At 71.7% G+C, this 23,642-nt stretch carries 18 protein-coding genes; 15 read left to right on the forward strand and 3 right to left on the reverse strand.

Annotated elements, in window-relative coordinates; translation table 11 throughout:
• The first annotated feature begins 46 nt into the window (after positions 1-46).
• The 8 genes from POL25_RS17225 to POL25_RS17260 all read left to right on the forward strand — a co-directional run bounded on the left by POL25_RS17225 (position 47) and on the right by POL25_RS17260 (position 8,567).
• A complete protein-coding gene (locus POL25_RS17225) occupies positions 47-937 on the forward strand; it encodes an energy transducer TonB (RefSeq protein ID WP_272087129.1) in 891 nt (296 codons plus the stop codon).
• A 35-nt stretch (positions 938-972) separates the two neighbouring features.
• Positions 973-1,656 (forward strand): MotA/TolQ/ExbB proton channel family protein, encoded by a 684-nt coding sequence (locus POL25_RS17230; protein ID WP_272087130.1) that lies wholly within the window; start codon positions 973-975, stop codon positions 1,654-1,656.
• Complete coding sequence (locus tag POL25_RS17235; protein WP_272087131.1) at positions 1,631-2,080, forward strand: ExbD/TolR family protein; 450 nt, start codon at positions 1,631-1,633, stop codon at positions 2,078-2,080. The genes POL25_RS17230 and POL25_RS17235 overlap by 26 nt, the downstream gene beginning before the upstream one ends.
• 2 nt (positions 2,081-2,082) lie before the next feature.
• Positions 2,083-2,514 carry an ExbD/TolR family protein gene (locus POL25_RS17240; RefSeq protein WP_272087132.1) on the forward strand — a complete coding sequence of 144 codons (432 nt, stop codon included), beginning with the start codon at positions 2,083-2,085 and terminating at the stop codon, positions 2,512-2,514.
• A gap of 116 nt (positions 2,515-2,630) precedes the next feature.
• Positions 2,631-5,783 carry a TonB-dependent receptor gene (locus POL25_RS17245; protein ID WP_272087133.1) on the forward strand — a complete coding sequence of 1,051 codons (3,153 nt, stop codon included), beginning with the start codon at positions 2,631-2,633 and terminating at the stop codon, positions 5,781-5,783.
• A 109-nt stretch (positions 5,784-5,892) separates the two neighbouring features.
• Complete coding sequence (locus POL25_RS17250) at positions 5,893-7,239, forward strand: beta-helix domain-containing protein (protein ID WP_272087134.1); 1,347 nt, start codon at positions 5,893-5,895, stop codon at positions 7,237-7,239.
• Positions 7,240-7,250: 11 nt separating this feature from the next.
• Positions 7,251-7,802: a hypothetical protein gene (locus POL25_RS17255; RefSeq protein ID WP_272087135.1), complete on the forward strand. Its 552-nt coding sequence runs from the start codon at positions 7,251-7,253 to the stop codon at positions 7,800-7,802.
• A gap of 60 nt (positions 7,803-7,862) precedes the next feature.
• Positions 7,863-8,567: a response regulator gene (locus POL25_RS17260; protein ID WP_272087136.1), complete on the forward strand. Its 705-nt coding sequence runs from the start codon at positions 7,863-7,865 to the stop codon at positions 8,565-8,567.
• 37 nt (positions 8,568-8,604) lie between these two features.
• Here POL25_RS17260 and POL25_RS17265 read toward each other — a convergent pair whose 3' ends face one another.
• Entirely contained in the window at positions 8,605-9,543 is a 939-nt protein-coding gene (locus POL25_RS17265; RefSeq protein ID WP_272087137.1) for an alpha/beta hydrolase, read from the reverse strand.
• Between the two features lie 465 nt (positions 9,544-10,008).
• Between POL25_RS17265 and POL25_RS17270 the strand changes: the two genes are divergently transcribed.
• From POL25_RS17270 to POL25_RS17285, 4 genes are read left to right on the forward strand one after another with little or no spacing between them, the layout of a single operon-like run.
• Complete coding sequence (locus POL25_RS17270) at positions 10,009-10,665, forward strand: hypothetical protein (protein WP_272087138.1); 657 nt, start codon at positions 10,009-10,011, stop codon at positions 10,663-10,665.
• Between the two features lie 41 nt (positions 10,666-10,706).
• Positions 10,707-11,258 (forward strand): RNA polymerase sigma factor, encoded by a 552-nt coding sequence (locus POL25_RS17275; RefSeq protein WP_272087139.1) that lies wholly within the window; start codon positions 10,707-10,709, stop codon positions 11,256-11,258.
• A complete protein-coding gene (locus POL25_RS17280; protein WP_272087140.1) occupies positions 11,255-14,188 on the forward strand; it encodes a CHAT domain-containing protein in 2,934 nt (977 codons plus the stop codon). Before POL25_RS17275 ends, POL25_RS17280 begins: the two co-directional genes overlap by 4 nt.
• Before the next feature lie 53 nt (positions 14,189-14,241).
• The gene (locus tag POL25_RS17285; RefSeq protein ID WP_272087141.1) at positions 14,242-15,159 is read left to right on the forward strand and encodes a prenyltransferase; all 918 of its coding nucleotides are present in this window, start codon (positions 14,242-14,244) and stop codon (positions 15,157-15,159) included.
• Between the two features lie 243 nt (positions 15,160-15,402).
• Here the strand turns inward: POL25_RS17285 and POL25_RS17290 are convergent, their stop codons facing one another.
• Entirely contained in the window at positions 15,403-18,567 is a 3,165-nt protein-coding gene (locus POL25_RS17290; RefSeq protein WP_272087142.1) for a protein kinase domain-containing protein, read from the reverse strand.
• A 52-nt stretch (positions 18,568-18,619) separates the two neighbouring features.
• Positions 18,620-19,045, reverse strand: a complete 426-nt coding sequence (locus POL25_RS17295; protein ID WP_272087143.1) for a hypothetical protein — start codon at positions 19,043-19,045, stop codon at positions 18,620-18,622.
• Between the two features lie 64 nt (positions 19,046-19,109).
• Here POL25_RS17295 and hemF point away from each other — a divergent pair, with 64 nt between their 5' ends.
• The 3 genes from hemF (at position 19,110) to POL25_RS17310 (ending at position 23,585) form a co-directional block, all read left to right on the forward strand.
• On the forward strand, positions 19,110-20,054 hold the full coding sequence (gene hemF / locus POL25_RS17300; RefSeq protein WP_272087144.1) for an oxygen-dependent coproporphyrinogen oxidase: 945 nt from the start codon (positions 19,110-19,112) through the stop codon (positions 20,052-20,054).
• A 237-nt stretch (positions 20,055-20,291) separates the two neighbouring features.
• Positions 20,292-22,613: a TonB-dependent receptor gene (locus tag POL25_RS17305; RefSeq protein ID WP_272087145.1), complete on the forward strand. Its 2,322-nt coding sequence runs from the start codon at positions 20,292-20,294 to the stop codon at positions 22,611-22,613.
• 18 nt (positions 22,614-22,631) lie between these two features.
• Positions 22,632-23,585, forward strand: a complete 954-nt coding sequence (locus POL25_RS17310; RefSeq protein ID WP_272087146.1) for a PstS family phosphate ABC transporter substrate-binding protein — start codon at positions 22,632-22,634, stop codon at positions 23,583-23,585.
• Positions 23,586-23,642: the final 57 nt, after the last annotated feature.

The raw sequence follows: 23,642 nt of genomic DNA on the forward strand, positions 1-23,642 counted from the left end.
GTGACAGCCAAGAAACGCGTGAGAATACAAGTCACTCCCCGAGGCGATGTCACAGAGATGGAACATTCGCGACATCGGGCTGCAAAGCCTGTTCGTCATAAACCTCCGCGTCCCGATGTTCAACGGCTTCGACCCCGCGACCCGCGATCAGGTGTTCGTACGCCGGAACAAGCGGGCGATCGTCCTGGCCCTGTTCGGCCATATGTTGGTGATCGGCACCTGGGCCTGGCGTGACCGCCTGCACGAGCCCGAGGTCGCCGTCCTCCTCGAGCCCGAGATCAAGGACTTCGCCGTCGACGAGCAGCCCGAGCCGGAGGTGGAAGAAGAGCCGCCCCCGCCTCCGCCGCCTGACGTGCCGAAGCCCCAGCCGCAGGCCAAGCCCAAGCCCAAGCCCAAGCTCGACCCGCCGAAGGTCATCCCCGTGGGACCGCCGCCCGAGCAGGCCGCGCCCAGCAGCGACAAGAACTTCGGGACAGGTCAGCCCGGCCAGGGCAGCGGCCCGCCGAAGCAGGCCGACAAGCCCGCGCCGCCGAAGAAGCCCGACCCGCCGAAGCCGGCCCCACCGCCGAAGAAGGTCGAGGAGCCGATCGATCCGACCAAGCCGGTCGACCGGCCCGAGCGGGCCAGCGTGCCGACCCCCGACGCCGGCAACAAGATGCCCGACTACCCGGGCGAGCTGCGCGACGGCGGCATCGAGGGCGAGGTCGTGCTCAAGCTGCACGTCCATCGCGACGGCACGGTCAAGGGCGCCAAGATCTTGCGGGCCACCAACACGGCCTCCGGCGACGAAGAGAAGACCCAAGCCGAGAAGCTGTTCAAGGCCGCCGTCATCGGCGTCGTCAAGGGGTGGAAGTACACCCCGTCCAAGCTCGACGGCGAGCCGATCTCGGTTTGGATCATCGTCAACTTCCCCTTCAAGCTCACCGGCGGCGGATGACGCGCGCGAGCAGCAACCCTGAGAGGACCTGAGTCATGGAGATGTCACTGTTCGAGATCTGGGGAAGCATGAGCCTCCTCTCCCGCTTGGTGGCGATCTCGCTGCTGGGCATGGGTGTGGCCAGCTTCGCGGTCATCATCGAGCGCGCCTGGGTCTTGCGTCGCACCGACCGCGAGTCGATGGAGTTCGCCAGCAAGTCGCGCTCGCAGTTCGCCGACGGCGACATCGCCGGCGTGCTCGAGCTGGCCCGCCGCTTCACCCGCAACCCGCTCGCGCGCCTCACCGCCATCGGCGTGCAGACCTTCCAGGCCAACGAGCGCAAGGACGGCGGCCCGACCGCGGCCGCCGAGCTGACCCGCCGCGAGCTCGCGCGCAAGCTCGAGCTCTACAGCGCCGAGGGTCGCCGCGGCATGGGCATGCTCGCCTCGATCGGCTCGACCGCTCCGTTCATCGGCCTGTTCGGCACCGTCATCGGCATCATCGTCGCCTTCCAGGGCATCGCCTCCGCCGGCGGTGGTGGCATCGCGGCGGTCTCCGCCGGCATCGCCGAGGCGCTGATCGTCACCGCGGTCGGCCTCATCGTCGCCATCACCTCGGTGCTGTTCTTCAACTACCTGTCGGGCCGCTTCGACCGCCTCGACATGCAGATGCAGCACGCCGCCGGCGAGCTGATCGACTATTTGGAGGGCGCCCATGGGCATGGCGGTCGAGACCGGTAAACCCGGTAAAGGGCCGAAGCCCAGCATCAACGTCACCCCGCTGGTCGACGTCGTCCTCGTGCTGCTGATCATCTTCATGCTCATCATCCCGAACATGCAGGATGACAAGCCGATCGAGCTGATAAGCGTCATGTTCCCGGACAAGGACGCCGAGAGCAAGGAAGAGCCGCTCGTCGTCACGATCGACCGCAACGAGGTCTACACGCTCGAGGAACAGGACATGGCCCGCGAGCAGGCGATCGGCTTCTTGAAGGACGTGTACGCCCGCAGCCCCAAGCGCAAGGTCCTGCTGCGCGGCGACGCCAAGGTCCCGTACAAGGCCGTGCGCACCTTCTTCAAGGACGTGCAGGACATCGGCTTCGGCGGCGTCTCGCTGGCTGTCGGCTCCCAGCGCAAGTGGGACGGCGGCGGGGAGGTCGACTAGCCATGGGAGCCAGCCTCAACACCGGCTTCAAGAAGGCCCGCGTCCAGCCCGAGATGAACGTCACCCCGCTGGTCGACGTCGTCCTCGTGCTGCTCATCATCTTCATGGTCCTCGCGCCCGTGATGGCCAAGAGCTTCTGGGTCCGCCTGCCGCCCAAGGACGACAAGGAAGAGCAGCTCGACCAGGCCAACGACCCCGACAAGCCGCTCGTGCTCAGCGTCGCCGCCGACGGCAAGACCGCGATCAACAAGATCGACGTCGACCGCGCCGAGCTCACCGAGAAGCTCACGCGCATGTTCAACGCGCGCCCCGACAACTCCCTGTACCTCGACGCCGCCGACGACACCGAGTACGGCATGGTGCTCGGCGCCGTCGACCTCGCCCGCGGCGCGCAGGCGTTCCCGATCGTCATCCTCACCTCGAAGCCCGAGTGAAGCCGCCGTGACTTCTTGGTGACACCACAGCCGCCCCCCTTGGGCGGCTGTTTCGTTTCCAGTACAACCCCCGCGCGGCCGACCCGGTCGCATCAACAATCGAGATCTGGATCGCCATGTTCTTGCGACGTTGCAAGAGCCCGGCCCTGCTGACGCTATTGGCAGCGGTCGGAGCTGGAGTCTGTGCGCGTACCGTTCGTGCCGCCGACGGTCCTCGTGATTACGAGGGACCGACCGGCTTTGACGACGACGGCAACGTGATCGAGCAGCCGGCGCCGGGCCAGCAGCCGCCCGCGGACGCGGAGCAGCCGCCCGCGGAGCAGCCGCCCGAGCAGCCTGCCGAGGCGCCGGCCAAGGCCCCGCCCGCCGAGGAAGAGGAGGGCGGCTGCGCCGAGGACGACGGCTTCTGCGTCGAGGACCTCACCAACGACGCCGACGCGCTCAAGAAGGAGATGGCGCCGAAGCAGCAGGTCAAGGTCGCTGGCGACGCCGGCACGATCAAGGGCCGCGTCCTCGACGCCACCAGTGGTTCGCCGCTCATCGGCGTCGGCGTCGCCGTGGTCGGCACCGACTACAAGACCAAGACGGACATCAACGGCGAGTACCAGCTGTCCGTCCCGCCCGGCACCTATCAGGTACGGATCTCCTATGACGCCTACGAGGGCATGACGATCAGCGGCGTCGCCGTCGCCAAGGACGGGACCGAGGCCATCAACCGCGAGCTCAAGCCGATCGCGGGCATGACCCAGACCGTGGTCGTCAAGGCCGAGATCAACAAGGAGAGCGCCGCCGGCAAGCTGGTCGAGCGCAAGAAGGCCGCCAGCGCGCGCGATGTCATGAGCCGCGACGACATCCGCAAGTCGGGCGGCGGCTCGGCCTCCGCGGTCGCGCGCCGGATCGTCGGCACCACCGTCGTCGGCGACCGCTTCATCTTCGTCCGCGGCCTCGGCCACCGCTACGGCAACACCCTGCTCGACGGCGCCCGCTTGCCGAGCCCCGACCCCAACCTGCGCACCGTCCCGCTCGACATCATCCCCTCGGGCGCGCTGTCGGCGATCAACGTCCAGAAGACCGCCACCCCCGACGTCCCGGCCGACTTCGCCGGCGCCTCGGTCCAGCTCGAGACGCGCGAGACCCCCGACAAGCTGTACTTCGCCGTCGACGCGCGCATCGGCGCCAACACGGCCACCACCTTCCGCGACGCCAACACCGGCGACCGCTTCGCCGGCGACAACGCCACCTTCGGCAACCTCGGGCGCGGCCTCTCCGACAACTTCGACACCGCGCGACCGATCCGCCCGACCGAGATCGAAGGCGGCAAGCCGGTCTACTCGGCCGAGCAGCTCGAGCGGTTCGGCGAGGGCCTGCCGTCGACGCGCACCGCGATCGGCAGCAAGACGGCGATGCCGAACTTCGGCGCCGGCCTGCAGCTCGGCAACACCTTCAAGCCGTGGGGCACGCGGCTCGGGTTCCTCACCGCGCTGCAGTACTCGAACGTCCACCAGACGCTGCGCGAGACCCACCGGATCTACAGCGTCACCGGCGACCAGAACAGCGGCTACACCCTCGACACCGATCAGCCGACGGTCCGCTGGGACGGCATCAAGACCACCCAGAACGTCCAGGGCTCGGCGCTCGCGCTCATCAAGTGGAACCTCGACAAGAACCACCGGCTCGAGCTCACCGCCGTCTACACCCGCGACGCCGACAACGAGTCGCGCGCGCTCACCGGCAACGCGCGCAACACCAGCGCCACCGAGAACACCACCAGCCTCAACACCCGCCTGCGCTACATGATGCGCTCGGTGGTGTTCACCCGCCTGGGCGGCCGCCACACCTTCGCCGGCGCCAAGGACCTCACCCTCGACTGGTTCGGCAGCTACGCCCAGGCGCGCCAGGACGACCCGCTCCTGCGTGAGATGTTCTTCAACAACATCGGCGGCGACTACCAGGTCGCGCCCAACGAGGCCGGCAAGTTCCAGTTCTTCAAGCTGCTCGACAACACCGGCACCGGCGCGCTCAACCTGACCATGCCGTTCAAGCAGTGGCGCGGCCTCGACGCCCGCGTCAAGGCCGGCGGGTGGGTCGAGGCGCGCCAGCGGCAGTTCGACGCCCGCACCCTCGACCTCGAGCCGCGCGGCTGGACCGGCGCGCTGCCCTCGGGCTCAGGCAACATCTTCACCAAGGACACCATCGGCGGCGGCGTGCCGATGAACCAGGGCGGCAGCGAGCCGTTCGTGATCAACGAGATCACCCGCCCCGGCGGCCAGGACGGCTACAAGGGCTCGCAGCAGATCTACGCCGGCTACGCGATGCTCGACCTGCCGTTCACGCGGTGGTTCCGGCTCGTCGGCGGCGCCCGCTTCGAGGCCAGCAACATCAACGTCTCGCCGTACAGCCCGTACAGCCCCAACGCCGACCCGGCCTACCGCGCCGCGCTGCGCGACCGCCAGGTCCTGCCGTCGGGCAGCCTGATCTTCTCGCCGCGCAGCGACATGAACATCCGCCTCGCTGGCGCCGAGACGGTCGCTCGCCCCGAGATGCGCGAGCTTTCGAAGTTCCTGTTCGTCGACTTCGCCGGCGGCTTCGGCGTGCAGGGCAACCCCGACCTCAAGAGCACCAAGATCTATAACGCCGACCTGCGGTGGGAGTGGTTCCCCAGCGCCAACGAGGTCATCGCCGCCAGCGTCTTCTACAAGTACTTCGACAGCCCGATCGAGCGCGTCATTGCCACCTTCCCGCGGGTGCAGACCTACCGCAACGCGAACCAGGCGCAGAACGTCGGCGTCGAGCTCGAGCTGCGCAAGAACCTGTCGTTCATCCACCGCGACGCCCGCGACTTCTCGCTCGGGGCCAACTTCGCCTACGTGCACTCGCGCGTCGAGATCCCCGCGCCCGTGCCCGGCGACCCGCTCAACGCCCTCACCTCGACCAACCGTCCGCTCGAGGGTCAGTCGCCGTTCGTGGTCAACGCCTACTTCGCCTACGACAACGACAAGTCGGGCACCAACGTGCGCCTGCTCTACAACACCTTCGGCCGCCGGATCGCGTTCGTCGGCGCCAACCGCCTGCCCGACGTCTACGAGAAGCCGATCCACACCCTCGATTTCGCCATGTCGCAGCGGGTCCACAAGAACCTGAGCCTCAGCTTCATGGCGCTGAACATGCTCAATTGGCGCCAGACCTACGTCCAGGGCGCGCAGGACAGCGTGTTCTATCAGACCCGCAAGGGCGTCTCGTTCATCCTCGGCCTCAGCTACAGCATGTGACGGTGAAGGGCGCGAACATGTCGCGTTCGCGTCACCGACCCGTGGGAGCGGCGTCACGGGTCTCTTTTAGAGATAGCGCCGCGACCTCTCCGAAGAAGGCTTCCCCGTGATGACGTTCAAGAAGACTCTCCCGATGTTCGCGGCCGCCGTGGCGCTGCCGCTGGTGTTCGCCCAGGGCTGTGGCGACGATGGCATGCAGACCTCCGACACCGCCGACACCAACGACACCGCGCCGGGCGAAGAGGAGTGCGACAGCGAGATCGAGGGCACCATCGAGTCCGACACCACCTGGACCTGCGGTCACACCCTCAGCGGCGTCCTCACCGTCAAGAACGGCGCCAAGCTCACGGTCAACCCCGGCGTCACGATCAAGGGCCTCAACGGCTCGGCGCTCGTCATCGCCAAGGGCTCGCAGCTGATCGCCGAGGGCACCAAGGAGCAGCCGATCGTGTTCACCTCGGCGCTGGCCGAGGGCAGCCGGGCGCGCGGCGACTGGGGCGGCATCGTCCTCCTCGGCGACGCCAAGAACAACCTCCAGACCGGCTCCGGCATCGCCGAGGGCCTCGACGCCGGCAACCCAGACTACGCCTACGGCGGCGGCGACGACGCCTATTCGTGCGGCTCGCTCAAGTGGGTCCGCGTCGAGTTCGTCGGCTTCGAGCTGACGAAGGACAACGAGCTCAACGGCGTCACCTTCTACTCGTGCGGCACCGGCACCCAGGTCGACTACCTGCAGGTCCACATGGGCAAGGACGACGGCGTCGAGATGTTCGGGGGCTCCTGGAGCGGCAAGCACATCCTCGTCACCGGCGCCCAGGACGACTCGATCGACAGCGACCAGGGCTACACCGGCTCGCTGCAGCACGTCGTGCTGCTGCAGGACCCGGCCGCCGGCAACTACGCGTTCGAGCTGTCGAACCAGGCCGACAACCTCGACGCCGAGCCGCGCACCGCGCCCAAGTTCGTCAACGTCACCGCCATCGGCACCGCCGCCGGCGGCGACATCGACACCCAGAGCGCTGGCGTCCGCCTCAAGGAGGGCGTCGCGGCCGAGTTCTACAACGCGATCTTCGTCGGCTTCCACAACGCGGCGATCGAGCTGACCGAGGGCGCGACCGAGACCGTCGCGACGGCGGGCGGCATCGTGTTCAAGAACAGCCTGTTCTCCGGCAACTCGGCGGTCGACGACGGCGCGACCCCGTACGTGGTCGGCGAGGGCTCGACCTTCGACCTCGAGGGGTTCGTCGAGGGCGCGGGCAACAGCAACCTGATCGACACCGACCCGCAGCTCACCAGCCTCGACTTCACCGCGCCGAACTTCGCCCCGGCCGACGGCTCGCCGCTGCGCGGCGCGGGCGCGGCCCCGGCCGGCTTCGACGCCGCCGACTACATCGGCGGCGTCGCCAACGCCGAGGGCGACTGGACCCTCGGCTGGTCGACCTACGCCGCCAACTAGCAGGACCCGCCATGCTCCGCGTCGCCGCCGCCCTCGCGCTCTGCCTGTCCTTCGGGGCATGTGAGGCGCCGTCGGCCGGCGACGATCCGAGCCCGCCGGCGCCGGCCGAGCCGCACGTCGGCGACGCGCCGCTCGCCGGCGGCCTGCCGAGCCTCGACGCGCTCGGCGAGGCGGTCGTCGCCGGCCTCGTCGACCGGGACGCCGAGGCCCTGACCGCGCTGGCGATCGGCCGCGACGAGTACACCGGCCGTTTGTTCCCCGCGATCGCCAACCACCCCGCCGCCGAGGCGATGGGCCGCGAGCTGCTGTGGGACATGCACGTCCGCCAGTCCCATGACGACCTGCAGCGCGCGCTGTCCCACCACGGCGGCGCCGCGCTCGCGTTCGTCCGCTTCGAACCGCGCCGGACCGTCCGCCGGGCCGGCGTGGTGTTCCACGAGCGCCCGCACCTCGTCGTGCGCGGCGAGGACGGCGCCGAGCACGAGCTGCAGATCCTCGCCTCGCTCGTCGAGCACGAATCCACGCAGACCTTCAAGCTCCTCGGCTTCCGCGATCACGACTGAGTCACCACGTTGTCGCGAGCCTGTGGGGCCGGCCCGCAGCGCACCTGTTAGGAACAGACCATGCCCGCCACGATCCTCATCGTCGACGATGAGCGCGACCTGCTCGACTCGCTGCGCTTCAGCCTCGAGCGCGAGGGCTTCTGCGCCCTCACGGCCCAGAACGGCACGTCCGCGCTGTCGCTCATGGGCCAGAGCCCGCCGCCGGACCTCGTGCTGCTCGACTGGATGCTGCCCGACATGGCCGGCACCGAGGTCTGTCGCAACATCCGCATGACGGAGCGGACGCGCGGGACGCCGGTCATCATGATCACGGCCCGCAGCGAGGAGATCGATCGGGTGGTCGGGTTCGAGCTGGGGGCCGACGATTACGTGACGAAGCCGTTCAGCGTGCGCGAGCTGCTGCTGCGCGTAAAGGCGATCCTGCGCCGCCGCACGACCGACGATCCGTCGACCGAGGAGCAGCACTACGAGCTGCTGCGCGTCGACCACGACGGCCACCAGGTGTGGGTTCAAAATAGCCGCGTGACCCTGACCGCGCTCGAGTTCCGTTTGCTGGCGACGCTGCTGGCCCGCCGCGGCCGGGTGCAGACCCGCGACACGCTGCTCAACGACGTGTGGGGCGTGCAGGTCGACGTCACGACGCGCACGGTCGACACGCACGTGCAGCGCCTGCGCAAGAAGCTCGGGGCCGCCGGCCAGTACATCGAGACGCTCCGCGGCGTCGGTTACCGCTTCCTGCTGCCCGAGCGCGAAGCGACGCACTGAGAGAAAGTTACGACGGCTCGCCCGCTCGCTCGCGGCGTCACTTCGGCCGCAGCCCGCGGCGCAGGGCGTCGCGCAGGTCGCGTTCGAACCGCTGCGCCACCTCGGCGTGGGCGACCATGTCGAACCCGTGGAACGCCCCGGGATAGACGTGCAGCTCGGTCGGCACGCCCGCCTGCAGCAGCCGCTGCGCGTACGCGACGTCCTCGGCGAGGAACAGGTCGAGCGCCCCGACGGCGAGGTAGGTCGGCGGCAGGCCCGAGAGGTCGCCGGCGCGAGCGGCCGCCGCGTACTGCGAGACGTCCTCGGCGCCCGGCTCACCGCCGAGCAGGGACTTCCAGCCGAACCGGTTGTCCTCGTTCGTCCACACGAACTCGCCGGCGTGCGGCCGCGGCTCGGCGACGACGGTGCGATCGTCGAGCATCGGATAGACGAGCAGCTGAAACGCGACCGGGACCTCGCCGCGATCGCGCGCCATCAGCCCGAGCGCCGCCGCCAGCCCGCCGCCGGCGCTCTCGCCCCCGATGGCGATCCGCCGGCGATCGACGCCGAGCTCTTCGGCCTGCGCGTGCAGCCACTTCAGCGCCGCGTAGCAGTCCTCGATCGCCCCGGGGAACGGGGTCTCGGGCGCGAGCCGATAATCGACCGAGACGACCACGCAGCCGAGCGCGCTCGCCAGCGCCTGGTTGCGCGCGGCAGCGATGTGCGGCGAGCCCATCACGTAGCCGCCGCCGTGCATGTGCAGGTACGCCGGCCCGAGCCCGAGGCGCCGCGGCGGCTCGTAGACGACCACTCGCACCTCGGGCGCGTCCTCGGGTCCGGGCACGGTCCGCTCGGAGGCGACGAGGTCCCCGAGCGTGTCGCCCGCGGGTGGCATGAGGGCGCGTAGCTGGGGCAGCGACTGGGCGTTCAGCCCAAAGGCCGGCATGGCGCTGAGCAGCGGGAGCAACTGCGGGTCGACGAGGTGACGTGAGGACATGCGGCGAGGGCCAGTCTGAAGCAAGCGCCGACGAGGGTCCACCCGCCGCTCACGGGTGCGCTCCCGCTCGCGATCGCCCCGAACGCGAACCCCTCGCGCTCGACATCGCCACCGAACAAGATGTCTGTATAGACATGTTCAAAGGAACATGTCGCAACCCGACAAGCCGCTCGCACCGGCGGCCTGCGATCTCGCCGGCCGGCGCGGAGGCGCGCGCAGCGGGCTCGCCCATTTAAAATTTCGGGAGCTCCGGGAAGATCGCGGAGCCCTGGCGTTGTCGGGGCGACAACCTCGTCATCACCAGCGATCGCGCTGCGAGTCAGGTCCGGGACCTGCGGCTTCGAGGCCGCGGTCCGGGCCACGGTCGCGCGCGCGGCCGCGGCCACGTGAACGAACACGAGGTTGGTAACGTGGGCCGCCGCGCAGGCGGCCGAGCGCGCCCAGGCGCGCAGGAGGAGCGGAGCAATGAAGGTGTCACTCGTCATCCTCGCCGCGTGGTGGTCGGCCCTGCTTGCGCCGATCGAGCCGGTGAAGCCCAAGGTCCCGTCGCCCGTGCCGGTGAGCCCGAAGGTCCCCTCGACCCATGTCGCGCCGCTGAAGCCGCCGCCGCCGCCGCCGCCGGAGCAGATCGACACCAGCAAGCTGCCGAAGATCAGCCAGGCGCCGCTGTTCACGTGGAAGCCGGGCAACTACTCGGCCGAATCGCTCAAGCTGCCCGAGGTCATCCCGATGGAGAAGTTCGACGGCTGGCACGGCGGTCCGAACTGGCCGCACCTCGACCACGCCGTCATCGTCGTCACCGACAACGCCAAGGACTCGCAGCGGTTCATGGCCTTCATGGTCGACCTGCGAGACCAGCGGGTCGCGGCCATCCGCGACGGCGACAGGCACAAGCATTTCGCCTCGATCGGCCAGACGGTGCCGGGCGACAACAACCATCAACAGGCCGTGCCGCAGTCGATCATGTCGCTCGCTGGCAGCGGCGCCGTCATCATCCTGCGCCCGCCGGTGCCCCCGGGTCCGGGAGGGATCCCCGACGACATCACCCGGAGGATCCTCGACGCCAGCAACATCGCCGGTCAGGCCGGCCTAGCGATCGCCGGTCAGCTCGGCCGCGGTTGACCGTCGATCCCCTCGCGTGGCATCGTCCGCTGTCGCCATTCATGGCCCCGCCGCAAGCCATCGATCCGCCGATCGACGCCGCGGCGGAGTTTCATCGCAGCCTCCGCGCCCACGAGCACGCGCTGCGGGACCTCGCCCTGCGGCTGTGTCGCAACTCGGCCGACGCCGGCGACCTGCTGCAGGACACCTTCGAGCGGGCGCTCCAGCGTCGCGCGCAGTACCAGCCCGGGACCAACCTGCGCGCCTGGCTGTGCACGATGCTGCACCACCTCTTCCTCGACCGCTGCCGCGCGCGCGTGCGCGGCCCGGCCCACGCCTCGCTCGACGAGGTCGCCTTGCCCGCCCCGGAGCCGGCTGCCGAGCCGGCCTGGGCGGCGCTGACCCGCGACGATGTCGTCGCCGCGGTCGAGCGGCTCGAGCCCGACTTCCGCGACGTCTATCAGCTTCACAGCCTCGAGGGTGTGCCGTATCAAGAGATCGCCGCGCGCCTGGGGATCCCCAAGGCCACCGTCGGCACCCGCCTCGCCCGGGCCCGTCGCAAGCTCCGTGACCTGCTGCTGCCGGCCCGCGCCGCCGACGAGAGCCACCCATGACCTCCCGCTGCGACGACATCGACCGCTACTTCGACGGCGAGCTCGAGGGCGACGCGCGGGCGACCTTCGAGGTCCACCTCGTCGACTGCGCGCGCTGCCAGCAGCAGCTCCACGTGTTGATGCAGCTGCAGGTCGCGAGCGGGCCCGAGGCGCCGGCCGCCGCGCCGCCGATCTCGCTGGCCGCGCGCAGACCACGGCGCTGGTGGGCCGCGGCGCCGGTGCTCGCCGCGGCCGCCGCGATCGCCCTGTACCTGCGCGGGCCGGGCGGCGGGCCCGAGCTCGTGGATGTCCCCAAGGGCATGTCCGAAGGGTCAGCTTCACTCACGCTGACGCCGACGCGCGGCGTCGAGGCCCGGCTCAGCTTCGGCCCGGCCGACGTCCACCGCGACTACGCCGTCACCCGCGCCGCCGGGCCGATCCAGGGTGAACCGATCCCGCTGAGCGAGCTCTCGCGGCTCGAGCAGATCGGCGAGCTGCGCGGGCTCGCGGCCGCCCACGCGCTACGCGGCGAGCTCGCGCAAGCCCAGGCGGTGCTGCTGCGGCTCGAGCCCTCGCCCGATCGCGACAGCGACCTCGCCGCGCTGGCGTTGATGCAGGCCCAGCCCGAGCCCGCGCTCGCGCTCGCCGACGCCGCGCTGGCGGTCGCGCCGGAGCACTTGCAGGCGCGCTGGAACCGGGCCCTCGCGCTGCGCGACCTCGGCCTCTCGCGCGCCGCCGCGGACGCGCTCGAGCAGCTCGCGGCCGCCGACACGCCGGCGTGGGGCGCCGAGGCACGGGCCCACGCCGCGGCGCTGCGGCGCGAGCCGGCCGCGCGCGAGCGGCTGTTCGCCGAGGTACAGGCGGCCGGAGCGGCGTTGATCGATCACGGCGATCCGGTCCCCGAGGCCGCGATCCTCGGCGCGCCGTCGCTGGTGCGCCTCTACTTCTATGACGCCGTGCGCACCGCCCCGACGCGCGCGCGCCTCGAGTCGTTGCTGCCGCTGGCCGAGCGGCTCGATCGGCTGGCCGGCGGGAATGTCCTTCAGGACATGCTGCAAAAGACAGCCAGGTCCGAGTTCGCCCGCCGCGGTCCGCTGGCCGAGCGCTACGCCGGGCTCGCGCTCGGTCGCGGCGGCGACGGGCCGGCGCTGGTCGCCGCGGCGCGAGCGGCCGGGCAACTCGACATCGCTCTCGGGGCGATGGTCCATGCCGGGCAAGCGCGCGCCGATCTGTCCGGCTTCACCAAGCTGGCCGAAAGTACAGGTGACCCATGGCTGCGCATGCTGGCCGCGCAGGAGCGGGCCGGCGCGCAGCTCGACGCCGGTGATTACGCGCCCGCCGAGGCGACGCTGACCTCCGCGCAGGCGCTGTGCGGCCCCGGCCTTGGCTATCGCTGCGCGCGGCTCGAGCTGGCCCACGCCGAGCTGCTGGCGCTGATGCACCGCCTGCCCGAGGCCGCCGCTCCGCTCGAGGCCGCCGCGCGGCGGGTGACGCAGGACCAGCACTGGGGCGCCGAGACGACCTCCTTGCAGCTGCGGGCCGAGGTCGCTCGCCTGCGCGGCGCCTTCGGCCTCGCGCGGGCGATCACCGGCGAGACCCTGCTGCGCCTGCCCGAGGCCGAGGTGGCGCGCTGCCGGGCCGAGCGTCACGCGCGGGACGTGCTCGCCGGTCTTGCGATCGTCGCGCTCGACGTCGCCGGGGCGCGACGCGAGCTGCAGGCCGCGCCGGATTGCCAGCAGCCGCCGTCGCTGGCGCGGCTGTTCGTCCAGGCCGACCTGACGCGCATGAGCGGCGATGCGCGCGACGTCGAGGCCGTGCTCGTCGGTTTGCAGGCGGTGCGGGCGGGCGGCCTGATGCCCGGCGAGGCCGCGCTCGCCGATCATATCGAGGGCCGCGCGCGCATCGGCGGCGAGCCCGAGGCCGGCCGCGCCCTGCTGCGCCAGGCGATCGCCGCCGCGCGCGAGCTGCCGCGCAGCGACCCGCACGCGCTCAAGGCGGTGTCGTTCAGCTACGCCTCGCTGGTGCTCGACGCGGCCGCGCGGGGCGATCACGGCGCGGCGCTGCAACTGCTCGCAGAAGAGGTCGGTGCGCCCGCGCCGACATCCTGCGCGCTCGGCCTCGCCGACGATCACGAGCGCAGCTACAGCGTCGCGCTCGGACCCGCCGGCCCGGCGATCGGCGCTCTCGTCACCCGCGAAGCCCCGGCCCTCGCCGACGAGGCGCGGGTGCCCGAGGCTGCGATCGCGGCGCTGCGGGCCTGCCCCGAGGTCGCGGTGTTCGCCCGCCCGCCGCTGGCCGGTCGCCCCGGCTTGCTGCCGCCCGAGATCGCCTGGTCGTACCGCGTCGGTCACCAGACTGTTAAGACATTGCCAAAAAAGCATGTCCCATCGGACATGCGACTGGTCGTCGCCGACGCGGTCGCGCCGACCTCGCTCGGCCTGCCGCGCCTGTCCCCGTGGACAGGTGAGATCGACGCCGGCACGCGGGCGCTGACCGGCCCCGCGGCGACGCCGACGCGGGTGCTGCAGGCGCTGCCCGAGGCCGGTGAGATCGAGTTTCACGTCCACGGTCTCGTCGACCTCGGAGTGTCGGACGCCTCCTTCCTGGCCCTGACGCCCGAGGCCGACGGCCGCCACGCATTGACGGCCGGGCAGATCCGCGGCGTCGCCCTGCCGGCGCGGCCGGTCGTGATCCTCGGGGCCTGCCACGCCGGTCAGGTCGCGCCGTACTTGCACGAGGCGTGGAGCTTGCCGAGCGCGTTCCTCGAGGCCGGCGCGCGGGTCGTCATCGCCTCGCCGGCCCCCGTCGACGACCGCGAGGCCGGCCCGTTCTTCGCCGCCGTGCGAGCGCGGATCCGCGGCGGCGCCTCGCCGGCGGTCGCCGTCCGCGACGAACGGGTCCAGCGCGGCAGCGCGGCCGACTGGGCCGCCCACGTGCTCGTCTTCGAGTAGACGGCCGGCCCGCTGCGATCCTCCTCCCGCGGAGCGGTGGTACCGTCGCCTCCATGTTCGACCCAGCCGCGTGGCTGCAAGCGACCCGACCGCTGGCCCAGGTCAACCTCGTCGTCCCGCTGTGGCTCGGGCAGGCGCTGGCCTTCGCGTACGCCGGCGCGTTCTCGCTGCCGACCCTGTACGCCCTGCACATGTTCGCCGCGCTGCTGCTGCTGGTGATCGTCTTCAGCAACGACTACGCCGACCGCGACAGCGACGCCGCCAACCGCACCTACAACGAGTTCTCCGGCGGCTCGCGGGTGCTGCCCGACGGCCGTCTGCGCCCCGGCGAGCTGCGCGACGCCGCCTGGCTGGCGCTCGTCGGCCTGTCCGGACTCTCGCTCTACCTGGCCTTGTGGACAGCTCGTCCGTGGACCCCGGCGTTCGTGGCCGTCGCCGCGCTGCTGGTGTGGGCCTACAACTTCGCCCCGCTGCGCCTCTCGTACCGCGGCGGCGGCGAGGTCGTGCAGGGCCTCGGCACCGGGGTGGTGCTGCCGCTGCTCGGCTTCTACGTCCAGGCCGGCTCGCTCGCGGCGTTCCCGTGGCTCGCGCTGGCCCCGCTGTTCCTGATCGGCGTGGTCGGCAACATCCTCACCTCGCTGCCGGATGTCCCTTCGGACAGGGCCACCGACAAGCGCAGCTACGCGGTCCGCCGCGGGCAGTGGGCCGCGCGCCGTCACAGCCTCGAACTGTTGGTGATGGCCGCGCTGATGGGCGGCCTGGTCGTGCCCGGCCTCGGGATCGTCGGCGTGGCCCTGCTGGCCGCCCCCGCGCTGGCGCTGGTGGCCGCCGCCGTGCCCCTGCTCGGCAGCGCCGACGCCGAGCAGCGCGACGAGTGCCGCCGCTTCATCCTCCTCACCGCCGGCGCCGGTCACCTGCAGTGCGTGCTGTGGAGCCTCGCGCTCGTGGTGGTCGGCCTGCTGCGGGCATGAACCTCGACGCGCGCGCCTTCGTTCATGATATGTCTGAACAGACATGTCCCATGGGGAATGCCGTAAAGGACATGTCGTAAAGACAATGTCCCCGAGGACATAAACGAAGACCGCAGCCGCGGTCGGCAGATCTGCGGCGCTCCGACGCCCGTGCCGCGGGCCAGCAGCAGCCTCAGCGCTCGCAGCGGAGGACCGGGTCGCCCGGTGTCCGTGGATCACGCCCCGGTGACGCGTCCTCGCGCCTCACGGGCACGGCGGCGTCAGCAGCTTCAGCGCTCGCAGCGGCGCGCGGCTGGCGGCCGACGTGTCGCCCGCGCGACGGAGCAGTTGATCGTAAACGCAGGCGGTCTCGCGCGCGCGCTCGCGGTCGCCGCCGCTGTGGACCAGCGCGATCGCCAGCGTCTCGTATAGCGCCGCCAGCACCTCCGGCGCGGGCAGGGCGGCCGCCACCATCGGCAGCGCCTGCTCCGTCAGCGCCACCGCCTCGGCGGGCCGGCGCTCGCGCAGCAGCTCGGCGAGGATCGCCAGCGTCTCGAACCGGCGTGGGTCGTCCGCCGCCATCGAAGCGTCCTGGAGTCTCATGGCCTGGCGCGCCCGCTGCTCCGCTGCCGCGGCGTCGCCGAGCGCCAGCTCGACCCCCGCGATCGCCGTGTCGAGCTCGGCCAGGTACACGTGCGACTCTCCGACCCGCTGCGCCAGCCGCTCGCGCAGCCGCGTCAACAGCGTGCGCGCCTCCCCGGCCCGGCCGAGCTTGCGCAGCAGCAGCGCGTAGTTCTGCTGCACCATCGCCGCGTTGATGAAGTCGGGCTCGCGGCGCAGCTCGATCACCTTGAGCGCCGCGAGGAAGTGGCGCTCCGAGCCCTCGAGATCGCCGCGGACCAGCAGCACGCTGGCCAGCAGTGCCTGCGCGTACATCGTCTCCGCGTGGTACGGCACCAGCGTCACGCGCTGGATCTGCTCGCAGCGCAGCAGCAGCCGCAGCGCCTCCTCGTGGTGCCCGAGCTTGTGCAGCGCGCTGCCGAGGTTCATCAGCGTCACCGCCAGCTCCGGCGCCTCGGGCCCGTACGCCTCCTCCTCGATCCGCGCCGTCTCGCGCAGGTAGCTGGCGGCGCGCGGCACCTGGTCGAGTTGCATCAACACCGACGCGAGGTTGTTGTACGACTCGGCCACGACCGGCGCGTCGGGTCCGTACGCCGCCAGGCGCACGGCCAGCGCCTCCTCCTCGACGCTGGCCGCCTCTTCGTAGCGGCCGAGCAGCTCGAGCGCGCCGCTGACGTTGTCGAGCGAGCCGCCGACGACCGGGTGCCGCGGCCCTAACATCTCGATCCAGCGGGCCAGCGCGCGGCGGTTGAGCGCCAGCGACGCCTCGCCGTCACCGAGCTCGGTGTAGACCATGCCGAGGCCGTTCATCAGATACGGGCCGAGGGTCGAGTCGCGGCACTCGCGGTCGGCCTCGCACTGCTCGAGCGCCGGTACCAGCAGGTCGTGGGCGCGCCAGTACTCGGTCGTCGCGGTGCGCAGGTAGTTGGCGCGCGCGAGCTGCAGCGACAGGCGATCGCGCAGCGAGCCCGAGCGGGTCACCTCGGTCTCTGCCAGGCGCGACCACAGGTCCCACACCGGCCGCGCGCGCTGGTCGTGGTCGAGTCGATTGAGCACCTGCAGCGCCGCGCGGCGGGCGACCGCATCATCGCCGGCGCGGCGGGCCGCCAGGTAAGCCTGCTCCGCGTCGTCGCGGGCGGCGGCGCGGCGACCGTTGGCCATGTCGACCTGCGAGCGCACCAGCAGCAGCTCCGGCCCCAGGTGTTGCGGCAGCGCCTCCGGCTCGACCTGCTGCAGCTCGAGCTCCGCCTCGCGCCCGCGGTTGGCGTGGACCAGCGCCGCCACCCGCTCGAACCGCTTGCGCGCCCCTGCCTCGGCGATCGCCTCGGCCGCGGTCGCCGGCAGCGGGTGCTCCGCGCGCACATAGCTGGCGTTGCTGCACGGCTCGATCGCCGGCAGGCCCTCGACCGCCTGGACCGCGCGCTCGAGCGTCGGCGCCTCGGCCTCGCGCAGCAGCGCCACCGTCTCCGCCAGCGCGTTGCGGCGATCCTCGAGGCAGGCCATGCGCAGCTCGAGCAGCTCCGGCGCCTGCTCCTTGCGCACCGCCGTGGCCTCGCACGCGTCGCGGTGGGCGGCTGCCCACGCCGCGGCGTAGGCGTCGAGGCGCAGGCCGATCCGCGACCCGAGGTCGCGCGCGTAGCCCAGGTCCGACGCCGACAGGGCCGCCGACAGGCTGTCCTTTTGTTCCTGTCCCCAAATACTCGTGATCTTCGCCGCCCCGTCGGTGCACAGCTCGCCGCGGCTGCCGGCCAGGTTGCGCAGCCCGAAGCCGACCATCGCCATCACGCCCAGCAGCACCGCCGCGCCGAGCAGGCGGACGCGGGCGCGCTCGGGGTCGCGATCCAGCACGGCCAGCAAGGCGTCCATCGTCGCGAATCGGCGCGCGGGGTCGGGGTCGAGGCCGCGGACCAGCGCCGCGTGCAGCCACGCCGGCACGCGGCGACCCGGCGGCGGCGGGACCGGCTGGCCCTCGCAGATCGCCAGCGCCAGCGCTTGCAGGGTCGCGCCGCGGAACGGGCGCTGGCCGTAGATCGCCTCCCACAGCGCGACACAGAACGCGAACTGGTCCGAGCGCGGATCGGCCGGCAGGCGCATGTAGAGCTCCGGGGCGATGTACGCCGGCGTCCCGACCACCGCCCCGGCCACCGTCAACTGCGAGCCCAGCGTCACGCGCCCGGTCGTCGCCGTCGGCTCTTCAGCGGCTGGCTCCGAAGCCTCGACGATCGGCGCGCGCGCCAGCCCGAAGTCGAGCACGCGCACGCGCCCGTCGTCGCCGACGATCGCGTTGTCGGGCTTGAAGTCGCGGTGCACCAGGCCCGCCGCGTGGGCGGCCGCCAGCCCGCGACCGGCCTGCGTGAACACCCGCAGCACCTCGTGCCACGGCCGCGGCGCCGCCTCCAGCCACCCGCGCAGGCTCGCGCCCTGCACGTACTCCATGGCCAAAAAGACATGTTCCGAGAAGCTACCGACCTCGTAGACCGCGACCACGTGCGGGTGCGACAGGCGGGCCAGCGCCTGCGCCTCGCGCAGCAGTCGCGCGTGGCCCTGCGACGTGGCCAGGTCGCCCGCCCCGCGCAGCAGCTTGATCGCCACCTTGCGGTCGAGCTGCTCGTCGTAGGCCGCATAGACCACGCCCATCCCGCCCGCGCCGAGCTCGCGGAGGATCGTGAAGCGACCGATCCGCCCCGGCAGCTCGCGCGGCGGCTCGAGCTCCGACCCGGCCGCGAGCGTGATCGCGTCGGCGAGCGTGGGGGCGACCAGCGTGGCCGCGTCTTCGCGGGTCGGCGGGGGAGGCTGCGCCGCGCTCACGCCCGGCATCTTGGCAAACTCTCGCGCACGTGGGAGGGCGCGCAGGCGCGCGTCAGCGCAGCAGGCCGCCGATCCGGCGACTGAGGCGCGCGCGCTCGAAGTCGGCGCGCAGCGACGAGATCCCGAGCGCGTAGATCGCCCAGAACACCAGGCCGACGCCGAAGCCCGCCAGCGTCGAGCCGAGGATCGGCGCCTCGGCCTGCATCTGTCGCAGCTCGCCCGCGGCCTTCTGCCAATTCACGGCGATGAACGCCAGCAGCACCGTCAGCGCCAGCGCCTTGAGCGCGGACAGGCCCGACAGGCGCGGGCGCGGGCCGAGGCCGCCGCGGTCGCCCTCGAGCAGTTGCATGAGCAAGCCGAGCCATGACGAAAGCATCGGCAGCACCAGCGCGCCCGCGATCCCGCCCAGCCCGGTCACGGCCAGGCGCAGGCGTTCGGTCGACATCGGGATCTCGGCCGCGAGCTCGGACGGCGCCACGGCGTGAGCGTACCGCAGAACGTGCGCGTGCGCGCCTGCCGGGGACGCGGCTTACACTCGCCGCGTGGGGTCCGCGACCAAGTTTCACAGCGAGTTCCAGCGCCGCGCGCACGACGCCGTCACCGAGGTCCAGTCGACCATCTGCGCCGCCGTCGAGGCCTTCGAGCGTGAGTTCGGCGGCAGCGGGGCGTTCGTCAGCGACGCCTGGGACCGGGCCGGCGGCGGTGGCGGCCTCACGCGGGTGATCCGCGGCGACGTCATCGAGAAGGGCGGCGTCAACACCTCGGCCGTGTTCGGCGAGCTCAACCCGCAGTTCGCCAGCCAGCTCGCCGGCACCGGCGCCAACTTCTTCGCCGCCGGCGTCTCGCTGGTGCTGCACCCGAAGAACCCGTTCGTGCCGACCGTGCACGCCAACTTCCGCTACATCGAGCAGGGCGAGCGGCGGTGGTTCGGCGGCGGCGCCGACCTGACCCCGTACTACTACTTCCCCGAGGACAAGGCGCACTTCCACGACGTCTGGCGCCGCTTCTGCGAGGCGCACCCGGGCATCGGCGACTACCCGCGCTTTCGCGACTGGTGCGATCGTTACTTCTATTTGAAGCACCGCGGCGAGTCGCGCGGCGTCGGCGGGATCTTCTTCGACCACCTGTTCGTCGAGCCCACGCGCCCCGGCCACGACGACGACCTGCTCCGCTTCATCCGCGACGGCGGCATGCGCTTCCTCGACGCCTGGCTGCCGATCGCGCGCCGACACGCGGCCACGCCGTACGGCCCGGACGAGCGCCGCTGGCAGGAGCTCCGCCGCGGCCGCTACGTCGAGTTCAACCTCCTCTACGACCGCGGCACCGTGTTCGGCCTCAAGACCGGCGGCCGCACCGAGTCGATCCTCATGTCGCTGCCGCCGCACGTGCAGTGGGGCTACGCCGAGGAGCCCGCGCCCGGCACGCCCGAAGCCGCCCTGCTCGCCGAGCTGCGCAAGCCGGACCCGGGCGACGAGCCGAACCCCTGAGTCGCGCAGCGACGCAGCCGCGATCGTCTGCACCACGCAGTGCGCGTGGATCTCCAGATGCGTCGCGCCGATGCGTCGCGCCGCGCAGAGCGCAGGTGATTCTCACGGGCGCAGACGGCGACCCAGCGCCGATGCGCCGCTGATTTCGCGGTTTGACGAGCCGATGCGCGCGCTTTGGCGCTGGTCATACGAGTGGATCCACCTGCTCCATTCACGAGAGTTTGCCCTGAGCCAACCATGGCGCGACAATCCGCCGCCCCGGTGGTCTCCCCCCTCCGTTCGTCGTGGCTGGTCGTCGCTGCCCTCGTGGTGCTGGCGCGTCCGGTCGCGGCCGCACCAGCGCCTGTCCTTCGGACCATGCCCGAAGGGACAGGTCCGAAGGGACCTGTCCCGGAGGGTCCTGCGCCGCCTGCTGCCGCGCCGACTCGCCTGACGCGAGCGGCCGCCGAGCAGGCGCGCACCGTCGGGCGCACCACCGTCCGCGACACGCGGGCGCAGGACAGCCACGACACGCGGGCTGCCAGCGTCGTCACCCGACGCGACCTCGAGGAGCGGCTGCCGCGGTCGGCCCCTGACGCCCTGCGCTTCGAGCCCGGCGTCTACGTCCAGCAGACCGCGCACGGCCAGGGCTCGCCGTACGTGCGCGGCCTGACCGGCCAGCAGACGGTCATGATGTTCGACGGCATCCGCCTCAACAACAGCACCTTCCGCTACGGCCCCAACCAGTACTTCTTCACCATCGACTCGCGCACCCTGCAGCGGCTCGAGGTCCTGCGCGGCGCCGCCTCCACCCGCTACGGCTCCGACGCGATGGGCGGCGCCCTCCTGGCCACGCCGATCGATCCGTCGCTCGAGCTCGGCAATCGCCGCGGCTGGTACGGCCACTCCAAGGCGATGTTGCGCAGCGGCACCGCCGACGGCGAGATGGGCGGGCGGGCCCAGCTCGACGTCGGCTGGAAGGGCAAGGTCGGCCTGTTCGGCGGCGTCGGTTACCGCGACGTCGGCCTGCTGCGATCGGGCGGCAAGGTGCTGTCGCCGGCCACTGGCCAGCCCGTCAAGTCGCCGCTGTTCGCCGCCGACGGCGTCACCCAGCGCGGCACCGGCTTCCGCGAGTTCACCGCCGACGCGCGCCTCGTCTATCGCGTGAATGACAAGCACCGCCTCACGCTCGGCTACTACGATTATCGCCAATTCGACGCCCCGCGCACCGATCGCTGCCCGCCCGTGACCGCGCCGCAGAGCGAGTGCCTGTGGTACGACGAACAGTTCCGCACCCTCGTCTACGGCGCCTGGGACGTGAGCGACGGCCCGGCCGCGGCCGAGACGGTGCGCTGGACCCTCAGCTATCAGCACCAGCACGAGCGGCGCCGGTTCGACCGCGGCGCCGAGTCGACCTACCGCATCATCGGCCGCGACGAGGTCTACTCGCTCGGCACCGGCCTCAACATCGCCACCAAGCGGTTCGAGCTGGCCCGGGGCGTCGACTTCAAGGTCCACTACGGCCTCGACGCCTACTTCGACACCCTGCGCAGCCACGCCTGGAACACCTTCCTCGACGTCGGCATCACCACCCCGTCGACCTCGCAGTACGCCAGCGGCAGCCGCTACCTGACCTCCGGCTTGTGGACCGAGGCCACGCTCGGCCTGTTCGACCGCGTCGAGCTGCGCGCCGGCGGTCGCGGCTCGCTCGTGGTCGCCAACGCCCCCGGCAACCTCGACCCGAGGGTCGGCCGGCGGCCGATCGATCAGACCTGGGGCGGCGGCGTCGGCGGCGGCGGGATCGCCGTGCGGCTCGTCGACGGCCTGCGCTGGATCACCAACCTCGACCAAGGCTTCCGCGCGCCCAACCTCGACGACCTCACCAGCCGTCAGGCCACCGGCGCCGGCCAGCAGTACGAGAACCCCAACCTGCGGCCGGAGCGGGCCCTGTCCTTGGAGACAGGTTTTCGCGTCGAGCGCCCGCGGGTGCAGCTGCAATTGTTCGCGTTCCAGTCGTGGATCGATCGCCTGATCACGCGGGTCCGGTTCGACCGCGACCAGTGCCCGCCCGACGACAACCTCTGCGGCGCCGCGGTCTACAACGTCACCCTCGCCAACATCGCCGGCACCAGCCACATCCGCGGGCTCGACGGCGCCGTGCGGCTGCTGTTGCCGAAGGGCTTCGGCATGCGCGCGACCGCGGCCTACACCTGGGGCGACGGCCCCAACCCCGTCTCTGGCCTCGAGCCCGCGCGCGTGCCCCTGTCGCGGATCCCCCCGCTCAACGGTACCGTCGAGATCAGCTGGCGCCACCGCCACGGCATGTTCGCCAGCTCCGCCCTGCGCTGGGCCCGGCCGCAGACGCGGCTCACCGAGACCGACAAGAACGACCAGCGGATCCCTCAAGGAGGCTCCCCCGGGTTCGCGGTGCTCGATCTACGCGCCGGCTACCGTCTGCAGCAGCACGCCCTCGTCGTGCTCGTGCTCGAGAACGTCACCAACGCCGCCTACCGCTACCACGGCTCCAGCATCAACGGCCCTGGTCGCGGGCTCAACGTGCTCGTCGAGGTCGGCTTCTAAATGGAGTACACCCACGCCATGGCCGAGCCAGCCGCCGACTCGCGCGCCTCCGCGTCGCTCGTGGCCCTGTGGGTCGCGGTGCTGCTCGGGGTGGCCGGGGTCGCGATCCTCGCCGCCGGCTTCGTCGCCCCGCTGCTGGCCGGCTCGGACGAGCCCTTCCTCGAGGGACATGTCCCGAAGAACTCGCAGCTGTATCAGCGCTCGACCCCGCGGCCGCACGGCGTGCTGCACCTGGCCGGCTCGGGCAGCAACATCCCGCTGACGCGCGCCCTCGCCGACGCCTTCGTGGTGCGCGGCCACGACGCCCACATCGTCGTGTTCGAGAGCATCGGCTCGACGGGCGGGGTGATGGCCGTCTACGACGACGTCGTCGACCTCGGGCTCATCTCGCGCCCGCTGAGCGACCGCGAGCTGCACATCGGCGTCGACGCGATCCCCTACGCCCGCGTCCCCGTGGTCGTCGCCGTCAACCTGTCCGTCCCCGACACCGCGATCTCCACCACCGAGCTCGCCGACATCTTCGCCGGTCGCAAGACCCGCTGGTCCGACGGCGCGCCGATCACCGTGCTGCAGCGCGAGCGCGGCGACTCCGGCCACGCCGCCGTCGCCGCCGCCCTGCCGGCCTTCGCCGCCGCCGACGAGGCCGCCTACCGCGAGCACCGCTGGCGCGTCATCGTCCACGACCGCGCGATGCAGGAGGCGCTTGCGATCACCCCCGGCGCGATCGGCCTGCTCGACGTCGGCGTCATCAGCCTCCAGCGCCTGCCCCTCCGCGCGCTCGAGCTCGACGGCTACGCCCCCAGCGAGGCCAGCGTGCAATCGGGCCGCTACCCCTTCTCAAAGGACCTCGCCTTCGCCGGCCTCGAGGCCCCGACCGGCCTGGCCGCCGAGTTCATCCGCTTCGCCCGCTCCGAAGAGGGCATCGCCCTGATGAAGGCCCACGGCTACATCCCGCTGCCGGAGATCCAATGACCCTCCGCGCAGGTTCGAAGGGACATGTTCTCGTCGCCATGTCCGATGGGGCATGCT

Source organism: Nannocystis bainbridge (genome assembly GCF_028368995.1).
GTDB classification, from domain to species: domain Bacteria; phylum Myxococcota_A; class Polyangia; order Nannocystales; family Nannocystaceae; genus Nannocystis; species Nannocystis bainbridge.

What these genes read in the sequence shown, in the direction of transcription:
- POL25_RS17225 (WP_272087129.1), top strand. Translation starts at nt 47, where the DNA reads ATGTCACAGAGATGGAACATTCGCGACATCGGGCTGCAAAGCCTGTTC.
- POL25_RS17230 (WP_272087130.1), top strand. Translation starts at nt 973, where the DNA reads ATGGAGATGTCACTGTTCGAGATCTGGGGAAGCATGAGCCTCCTCTCC.
- POL25_RS17235 (WP_272087131.1), top strand. Translation starts at nt 1,631, where the DNA reads ATGGGCATGGCGGTCGAGACCGGTAAACCCGGTAAAGGGCCGAAGCCC.
- POL25_RS17240 (WP_272087132.1), top strand. Translation starts at nt 2,083, where the DNA reads ATGGGAGCCAGCCTCAACACCGGCTTCAAGAAGGCCCGCGTCCAGCCC.
- POL25_RS17245 (WP_272087133.1), top strand. Translation starts at nt 2,631, where the DNA reads ATGTTCTTGCGACGTTGCAAGAGCCCGGCCCTGCTGACGCTATTGGCA.
- POL25_RS17250 (WP_272087134.1), top strand. Translation starts at nt 5,893, where the DNA reads ATGACGTTCAAGAAGACTCTCCCGATGTTCGCGGCCGCCGTGGCGCTG.
- POL25_RS17255 (WP_272087135.1), top strand. Translation starts at nt 7,251, where the DNA reads ATGCTCCGCGTCGCCGCCGCCCTCGCGCTCTGCCTGTCCTTCGGGGCA.
- POL25_RS17260 (WP_272087136.1), top strand. Translation starts at nt 7,863, where the DNA reads ATGCCCGCCACGATCCTCATCGTCGACGATGAGCGCGACCTGCTCGAC.
- POL25_RS17265 (WP_272087137.1), bottom strand. Translation starts at nt 9,543, where the DNA reads ATGTCCTCACGTCACCTCGTCGACCCGCAGTTGCTCCCGCTGCTCAGC.
- POL25_RS17270 (WP_272087138.1), top strand. Translation starts at nt 10,009, where the DNA reads ATGAAGGTGTCACTCGTCATCCTCGCCGCGTGGTGGTCGGCCCTGCTT.
- POL25_RS17275 (WP_272087139.1), top strand. Translation starts at nt 10,707, where the DNA reads ATGGCCCCGCCGCAAGCCATCGATCCGCCGATCGACGCCGCGGCGGAG.
- POL25_RS17280 (WP_272087140.1), top strand. Translation starts at nt 11,255, where the DNA reads ATGACCTCCCGCTGCGACGACATCGACCGCTACTTCGACGGCGAGCTC.
- POL25_RS17285 (WP_272087141.1), top strand. Translation starts at nt 14,242, where the DNA reads ATGTTCGACCCAGCCGCGTGGCTGCAAGCGACCCGACCGCTGGCCCAG.
- POL25_RS17305 (WP_272087145.1), top strand. Translation starts at nt 20,292, where the DNA reads ATGGCGCGACAATCCGCCGCCCCGGTGGTCTCCCCCCTCCGTTCGTCG.
- POL25_RS17310 (WP_272087146.1), top strand. Translation starts at nt 22,632, where the DNA reads ATGGCCGAGCCAGCCGCCGACTCGCGCGCCTCCGCGTCGCTCGTGGCC.